Annotated in this window: 7 protein-coding genes; all 7 read left to right on the forward strand. The window is 58.8% G+C overall.

The features are described from left to right. The first annotated feature begins 19 nt into the window (after window positions 1-19). On the forward strand, window positions 20-3,004 hold the full coding sequence (locus ACIP1G_RS28095; protein ID WP_400742997.1) for a host specificity factor TipJ family phage tail protein: 2,985 nt from the start codon (window positions 20-22) through the stop codon (window positions 3,002-3,004). Between the two features lie 56 nt (window positions 3,005-3,060). After that, window positions 3,061-5,979, forward strand: a complete 2,919-nt coding sequence (locus ACIP1G_RS28100; protein ID WP_400742983.1) for a tail fiber domain-containing protein — start codon at window positions 3,061-3,063, stop codon at window positions 5,977-5,979. A 71-nt stretch (window positions 5,980-6,050) separates the two neighbouring features. Further along, entirely contained in the window at window positions 6,051-6,506 is a 456-nt protein-coding gene (locus ACIP1G_RS28105) for a structural protein P5 (RefSeq protein WP_400742985.1), read from the forward strand. Then, on the forward strand, window positions 6,503-7,039 hold the full coding sequence (locus tag ACIP1G_RS28110) for a DUF2514 domain-containing protein (RefSeq protein ID WP_400742988.1): 537 nt from the start codon (window positions 6,503-6,505) through the stop codon (window positions 7,037-7,039). Before ACIP1G_RS28105 ends, ACIP1G_RS28110 begins: the two co-directional genes overlap by 4 nt. Before the next feature lie 48 nt (window positions 7,040-7,087). Next, window positions 7,088-7,429, forward strand: coding sequence for a superinfection immunity protein (locus ACIP1G_RS28115; protein WP_234547466.1), 342 nt, complete (start codon window positions 7,088-7,090; stop codon window positions 7,427-7,429). Window positions 7,430-7,521: 92 nt separating this feature from the next. Next, window positions 7,522-7,815 carry a hypothetical protein gene (locus tag ACIP1G_RS28120; protein WP_400742991.1) on the forward strand — a complete coding sequence of 98 codons (294 nt, stop codon included), beginning with the start codon at window positions 7,522-7,524 and terminating at the stop codon, window positions 7,813-7,815. Then, on the forward strand, window positions 7,812-8,018 hold the full coding sequence (locus ACIP1G_RS28125) for a hypothetical protein (protein WP_041166533.1): 207 nt from the start codon (window positions 7,812-7,814) through the stop codon (window positions 8,016-8,018). Before ACIP1G_RS28120 ends, ACIP1G_RS28125 begins: the two co-directional genes overlap by 4 nt. The last annotated feature ends 250 nt before the right edge of the window (window positions 8,019-8,268 follow it).

Consider the following 8,268-nt stretch of genomic DNA (forward strand, 5'->3'; position numbering starts at 1 on the left):
CTGGACGACCGACCGCCGCATGACGATCGAGGAGTGGCTAAAGTCGCAGGCCCCGTCCTACGAACGCCGGGAAAGCCCGCCGATCAGTGTTGTGCTCAACGATGAGGTAATCGAGCAGGCGGACTGGCACAGGGTGACGTTCAAACCCTCGCACCTGGTGCAGATCTACCGGGAGCCCAAAGGGACGGACCCAGTGTCCATAACCTTCGCGCTGTTCAAGGGGGGGCAGGCCGCGCTCAAGGCCATGATGCCGAAGATGCCAGGTATGCCGTCCACTGCTGGATCGCAGCAGGGTGATCCATTGATGGAGGCCAGCGCTAAGGGCAACAAGGTGAAACTTGGCGACCCGGTTCGTCAGATCGCCGGTCATCAGCGGGTATATCCAGCCTACCTGTCTCAGCCTCGGCGATACTTCGCCGGCCCTCGTGACCAGCGCGTGGAAATGCTGCTGTACGTAGGCGAGGGCGAGTACGACTTGCCGGCGGCCAAGCGGAAGGTCGGCGAGACGCCTCTGATCTCGCTTGGGGCTGATGCTGTTGTGCGCGTGTATGGTCCCGGGGCTGATATCTCTGGCGACCCTGCCCACATCAACTGGTTCAACGCACCAGAAGTTGGGGCAAGTTCGAGCGGATCGTCGGGCCTCGAATTGACTATGGCCACGGACCTCACTAGGTCCGCCACCGCTTCTGCGTATCAGTTCGTGGGTGACACGATCAGCGTTCCTGCGGGTGCCGGGCAATTCCCGGAAGACTGGGCCAGTGGAGTCATCATTCGCGCTGTGGCGCCGTACACCTACGAGGTGGTCGACGGCGGCTCGGACCGTGACATCGTCCGTGGCCCGTTGGAAATGCTGAACCCAAGCCCTGGCATGTTGATCGAGGTGGCAGGTGCGAACGCCGGCATGTATGTGGTGCACAGCTTCACGCCGGCCGTTCCTGCTGTTCCAGCTGACCCGGGTTCAGCGTCGACGTTGACGGGCTCTGCAGCACCCAGCCGTTACGACTTCAACGTCACGCCTCTCGGCTTCACGATTTCGCATGCAGGTACGACCTACCCAGTGACGCTGAACACCGCTACGACGGATTTGGCTGGCCTGGTGACCGCACTGAATGTGCAGCTCACTGGGGTCCCGATACTAGCTCAGCAATCGTCGGGTGTGGTTCGTTTCGTAGAGCTCACACCGTTCTTCGGCATGCCTATAACGGCATCCGGGGCCTCGACTGTTCTTGGGTCTGCGCCAGTTGGGGTGACGGGAACGCCTACGACTGGTGGCACGCCGGCTCAACCAGCGGAGATGACGCTGAACTACGACGGCGGATCCCCCGTGGTAGGACTCGCGCTTGGGCAGGGCATGGCTACTATCGGCCCGCGCGGCCTTCGGTACCGTATCACCACATTCAGCAGCACCTTAGTAGAGGTCGAACGCCTGACTTCTTCAGGCGCCGCCGACACTGCTTGGCCTGGCTTTGACAGCATGCAGACCGTCAATGGCCTGATTACGCTGGATGCCTCAAACCTGCAGGGTGGTTACCGAGGGCCGATCGCATGCTGCCCGGAAGGCGAAAAGATCACCGAAATCGAGTGGTCTGTGACCTACTCGAGCGGCCTTTGTGGCATCGGTCGAGAGGGGCAGATCTACGAAATTCCGACCTACTACGTCTTCGAGTATCGAGATATGGACGTGGCCGGGGCGTGGACGGTCATCGAGAAGATGAACGTCGGTGGCTCCTTGGATGCCCAGGGCTTTACCGAACGGGTGACTCTTCCATACCCAATGCGCGCCGAAGCACGGATTCGCAAGCAGTATGTTGACCGTCCCGGACGAATCAACGATGAGGCCCGAGACGATGCGACCTGGACCGATCTGCGCGGGAAGATGCAGAACTCTCCCACAAGCTATCCAGGCTTGACTGTCATGACTTGCGTGATTCGGGGTGGTGACAGGCTGTCGGCTCAGTCAGAGAGCCAGGTCAGCGTCGAAGCAACTCGCATTCTGCCGCTTATGGAGGGCGGTACCGGGCCAACCCGTGACATCGTGCCATGGTGCATTTACCAGTTAAAGCAGCGCGGCTACACCGACGATGACCTGGATCTGCCCGAGTGGCAGGCCTTCCACAGTATCTGCGTGGCCCGTGGCGACACCTACGACGAGACACTGGATTCGACGATCACCGTCAAGGACATGATCAACAATGCCCTGGCGTGCGGTTTTGGTGAGCTGGTGACCTTCCGGGGCCTACTGCGCCCCGTGCGTGACCAGGCCAGGCCGATGTATGAGGGCATTCGCTACGGTCCTAAAACTCAGACTTACTCCCCGCAAAACATGACCAAGATGATCAGGATCAGCGGCCCTATGCCGTCGATCAACGACTTCGACGGCGTGGATGTGGAGTATTTCTCTCGCGAGACTTGGGCCTGGGAGACAGTACCGTGCCGGTGGCCTGGAGACCTTGGCCTCAAGATCGAGAAGGTCAAGATGCCCGGCTTCAGTGATGAAACCAGGGCTTGGCGTTTCGGCATGCGCCGGCGTGGCCACCAGAAGTTCCGCACCGACACATACACTTGGGAAACCGAGATGGATGGCCGGAATAGCGGATACCTTGGGTTCGCGGTGGTGGCGGATGACGCTCCAAAGCGATGCCAGAGCGCGATCCTAGTGGATTTCCAGGTAACTGGCACCGGGACATACCTGCACTCATCCGAACCGCTCGACTTCAGCGCAGGCGGAGAGCATTGGCTTGGCCTGCGGATGCTTGACGGCGAACTGTCTGGACCTTGGGTTGCTACGCAAATCGACGACTACACCGCCAGGGTCGACGCAATCGACTTCACGCCACTGGTCAACGGCCCGCTTGAACCGCCGCACATCCTGTTTGGACCGGCAGTGCGCTGGGCGTACCCGGTGCTGATCACCAGCTCTGATCCAGCCAGCGGCAATGTGGCGATGAAGGGCATGCCCTACGACGCCCGCGTCTACACCTACGATGACCAATTCCCGGACTGACCGGAACTTATCGAGCATGCCCGCCTAGCGCGGGCTTTTTTGTGCCCGGAGAAACTATGCCTTACAACACTCGAAATCCGGTCGGCCCGAACGGCTCGAGCGATCCGCGCGATCTCTTTGACAACTCTGCGGTGGTCGACGTCTGGGCCACAGATCGCGACAAGAAGAGCCATCCCGACCGGATGGGTGTACCCAGGAAGACCTGGGCCGGCATGGAGCAGGCATTTGATGCCAGTCAAATTGAGCGCGATCTTCGGTTTCTTGCTGCTCAGGGTGACCGCACTGAACGCTTCAATGCGCTCATGCTATCCACCGGCTACCAGTATATGGGGCCATTCGCAGCCGGACTGACCTTCACCGAGCCGAACCAGTTCACTCTTGAGTCCGGGGTGTACTGGCGCCCGGCTCCTGGCGTTGCTAGACCATTCACGACTACCGGCGTGTGGGCGACAGATTCTGCGAAGTTCACTCCGTTGGGTGACGACATTCTGCGCTCTGACCTTGGTAGCACGATTGACCCCGCTTTGGGGGCTTCACTGGTCTTCGCCAAGTCCGCGCTGGCGGGTGCCGTCGCCCGTAATGTTGCAGTAATGTCGCTTGAAGTGCTCAACATCAAAAACTATGGTGCTATCGGGGATGGTAACAGCCACCAGCTCGGTGAATACTACTCAACGCTTGCCGCAGCACAGTTGCACTACTCGAATATCACCATCACGTCGCTAACCGAGGAGGTGGACTGGGCAGCCACGCAATGCGCTTTTGAGCATGCTAGGGCGGGAGGCCGGTATGTGTTTGGGCCTGCAGGTACCTATATCTCGACCACTACCGTAGTGCAGCCGCAGGGCGTGAAGTACGTGGGCGAGGGTCCGCTGAAGAACCCTTCAACCCCGCAGGACCCAATTCGCGAGTTCCGCCTTATAGGCACCAACTATCTATTCAAGGGCACTGGGCCTCGCGTTCATGTTGCCAATCTAGCCGCCTGCGCCGGTGCGACCGATGGTGACCAACGCACCAACGTGTCGACGTTTGAGCCAGGGTATGACAGCACGTACCGCAAAACTTCGTTCTGGAACAACGATGCGAACCCTGTGACCGGTGCACCTGCCACGCAGAAGCTATTTTCGTGCGGCTGGAAAGTAGAGCAAGGCGGTTTCGCTCAGCTGCGCGATGTCGGCTTGTTGCCCTACTACGACGGTATTAACGGTTACAACACAGATGCGGCGACTTGGGCTGATGACTGGGATATCGGTCTGTGGGTCGACAACCACCACGATTTCACGGCAGTCAACGTTTCCGTGGTTGGCTTCTGGCGCATGGCTGGGTGTTTTGGGCGAACCGCCCTAACAGGTGGCGATACGCTTTCGCCGGACTGGGAACGCAACAAGTTCTTGCACTGTAACTTCCAAGGGTTCGCATCGTTCTTGGTGCGCGGCTCGGACCTCTACGACATTAAGGCGGTCGGCGCAGACTGGATCGAAATTGAATGGTTCGACTCACACCCGTTCGACCCGTCATTTGACAACACTTTCCGCACTCAAGAGTACGGTGGTCTGTTCTGTACTTACACGGGCACGCAGAAAGTTGGCGCTAATCTGCGCATCACCGGTGTCACCCCATCACCTGCCTCGATCGATCCAGCCAATACCGCCAACAAGGTAATCCTGGGTGAACGCACAAATGGCGTGGCGGATGCAAACTGGGATAACTGCTACTTCTATGGCATGAACCACCGGAAGTACCGTGCGACCTCGGCTGCATTCAGTGTGCATCGCTATTCCACGCCGTCGCGCTGCATTGAGATCAGCGGGGCAAATATCCGTGGCCTGAAGTTTAACGATTCGTGCAAGATCATGAGCTGTGATGACATCGCCCTATATTTGGGTAACGTCCTGCAATTGGAGTACAACGGGTCATTCGAGAGCAAAGACGTCGAAGGTCGCGGCACTGGCATACGCAACGTTGCCGGTTCAAGCTCTTACCAGATTAGACTGGGCCAGAGAGTTCGTGGTACGTCGGGCTTGGACAACCGTCCAGCGTATCCTACTACTGACGGAAGATTTACGACTCCGGGTGATCCGGGCATGTTCAGCCCTAACCAAGTCATGTGGGACGGTTGGTCCTACGGTCTGAGCGGTCACGTCGACATTCGACCAGGTGCAGGTCAGAGAGTTGGGTTCACGGATGCCACAGGTGTTCCTGTTCTTTATCGGACTTCCGCAGGTGAATATGGATATCTGGATGGCAACGGAGTTCGCATTAAGCGGTACAATCCTTCGTTGGATCAGTGGACCACCACAGGAGACGTTCATACCTATGTGAACCGAGCAGGCGTAAAGCGAGCCGAGTTCACGCTCAATGATGCAGCCCTTTATGGCGCTGTGACTCGCCTATATAACGCGGATGGTTCCGTTGTTATGTGGCGGAACGACTACTCGTCAGCTACCTGCGATCACTATGGTCGCTTGCGCCCCGACACCGATGGCACGCGTAACCTGGCGGATGTAGCGAAACGGTACAACGTGGTATTTGCCGTCACCGGCACCATCAACACCTCCGATGGCCGCGAGAAGACCCCGATGCGCACCTTCACGGACGCGGAGCTGGCGGCGTCCCGGGACATCGCGGCAGAGATCGGTGCCTATAAGTTCCTGACCGCAGTGGAGGAAAAGGGGGATCAAGCCCGGGAGCACATCGGCATGTACGTGCAAACGGCTATCGAGATCATGCAGCGTCATGGTCTTGACCCATTCAACTACAGCTTCATCTGTTACGACCAGTGGCCGGATGAGTACCAAGAAATTCCGGCCGAATACGCTGAAATTGACGGCGAGATAGTTGAGGTGGCTCCGGCCTATCAGCAGCTGGTGACAAAAGCCGGTGACCGATACAGCTTCAGGTATGACGGGCTGAGCCTATTTATTTCGGCGGGGCAAGAACAAAGACTTAGAAAGCTTGAAGATCTTCTTTCACAGTAGTTTTTTCGAACCCTTTCAGAACACCTACATAGCCCGCCAAGCGCGGGCTTCTTTTTGTCTGGAGAAAGCCCATGACCCAATCCCAGCCACGCGGCATACGCAACCGGAACCCCGGAAACATCGATTTCAATCCCCGCAACGCCTGGCAGGGCCAGCTCGGCCTGGAGGTTGGCGTGACCAGCCCGCGCTTCGCCCGCTTCGATCAAGCAGAGAATGGCATCCGAGCCTTGGGCAAGCTGCTGCTCAACTACCGAGGCAAGGACGGCATGCCCGGCGTGGGCCGCCCTGGCATCGACACCCCACTGGAGTTCATCAGCCGCTGGGCGCCGTCCAGCGAGAACAACACCTTGGCCTATGCGCAGGCCATCGCCAAGCGCCTCGGCGTGGGCGTGCGCGAATCCATCGACATTTCCAAGCCGCAGGTCCTGCGTGAGGCCGTGCTGGGCATCATCATCCACGAGAACGGCGGCAACCCCTACAAAGCCGAAGTGATCGACGAGGGTGTGCGTCGAGCCCTGGCATCATGAGCCCGTGGGTTGTGGCTGCTGCTGGGTTGGTGCTGCTGGTTTCCCATTGGGCGGCCTACGAGCACGGTCGCTCGGTGGAGCTTGCCCAGGCCGGCCAGCAATCAGCGAAGCGGGACAGCGGCGATCGACTCGCCGAAGTGATTGGCGAACGTGCGGCGCGTAAAGAAGAACACCGGAGCGCAAATGCGCAGCAAGAGGCGAGGCTAAAGGCCCATGAAGAAAGAACGATTGCTGATGCTGGCGCTGCTGACGCCGATGCTGCTGGCCAGCGGCTGCGCACTGACGCCAGCCAGCTCGCTGCCGCCGTCAGTTGCCCCAGCACGGATACCGCCGCTGTCGCCCGAGGCGAGACAGCCACCCGCGCCGCCATGGTGCTCTCCGACCTGCTCGCACGGGCTGATGCTCGAGCGGGAGAACTGGCGAAAGCTTATGACCAAGCTACGATTGCCGGTCAGCAATGCGAGCGCGAGTACGACGCCTTGAGAGGTCCAACTGAATGGAGTCATAGATCGGGGGAGGTAGCGTCGTTTTGAGCCTTGGCGTGATAGTGGTAGATTTCCGGCATTCACAAGGAGGTCTGCATGACTACCACGGCAACTGTCACATCATTCATCTCCCTCGGCGTTTGCGCCATCCTGTATCTGCTGCCAGCGATCAACGCCAAAAGCCGGAAACACCCCAGCACTGGCGCAATATTCCTCCTGAATCTTTTTTTGGGATGGACGGTGATCGGATGGCTGGCCGCTCTGATTTGGTCGGCTACAGCCACATCTACACATGTCACCACCGTAACAAACCCGAGCGTTGTTAATCCAGGTGAAGACAAGTACCAGAAGCTTGAGCGGCTTGGAGGGCTAAAAGATAAAGGCCTCATCACGGCGGCGGAGTACGAGGCTGAAAAGAGCAAAATTCTCGGAAGCTGACCCGACGAGTCTTGACAGGTCATCAGCAGCTGGTTGCTAAAATCATTCGGCACGGACTACGATACTGTATCGATATACAGTATTGGTGCCTTATGTATTTCCTCCTTGTGCGCCGCCGCGCGAATGGCGTGGCCATCCCTTCGAGTCAGCTTGGGAAGATCACCCCTCTGCGGGCCGACATTCACATCGGCGACCACCACAGCGAGCCGCTGGGCCGGGTATCGACACAGGCTTGGGTGTTCAACCCTTCGCCTGGGCCGGACATCATCCCGCGGCTGCACGATGCCAAGGTCAACGGAATGGCTCAGCTCGGCATCAACATCAACGGGGTGGAGGAGGTCGACGGCGTGCTGTACGCGCAGTCTTGGTGGTGCAGGGCAGAATGATGGTGGGAATACCACAGGCCTGGGTGGCGGAACTGGACGACCAGACGGCCCTGATAACTGACCCAGATGGGCGAGCGGCTGTGCTCAGTGAAATGGCCTATGCCGCGCACCGACGGCAGGAAGTCGACGATGGCGACCTGGTCGACATGCTGGAGATCGTCGAGTCGGCCAGGCTGTGGGCGCTGGATGGGGCAGCCCTATGAGTAGCTATATAAAGGAAGGGAAACGGTCGGCAGAACGCCGGTAGAGGGGAGCAGGAGGCGTGGGACAAAACTGGGACATTGAATGTCCCAAATGATGATGAATCAAGATGCAGGAAAATGACGCTAAACCCAATAGATACAGGGGCTTGAGCGATTGCACCTAGCAAAATAGCAGGTTCGTACCGGATTGCAAATCCGTCTACGCCGGTTCGATTCCGACCTCGGCCTCCACCATTCGAAAGCCCCGCAG

It is taken from the genome of Pseudomonas sp. NPDC089392, from assembly GCF_044749595.1.
Lineage (GTDB): Bacteria > Pseudomonadota > Gammaproteobacteria > Pseudomonadales > Pseudomonadaceae > Aquipseudomonas.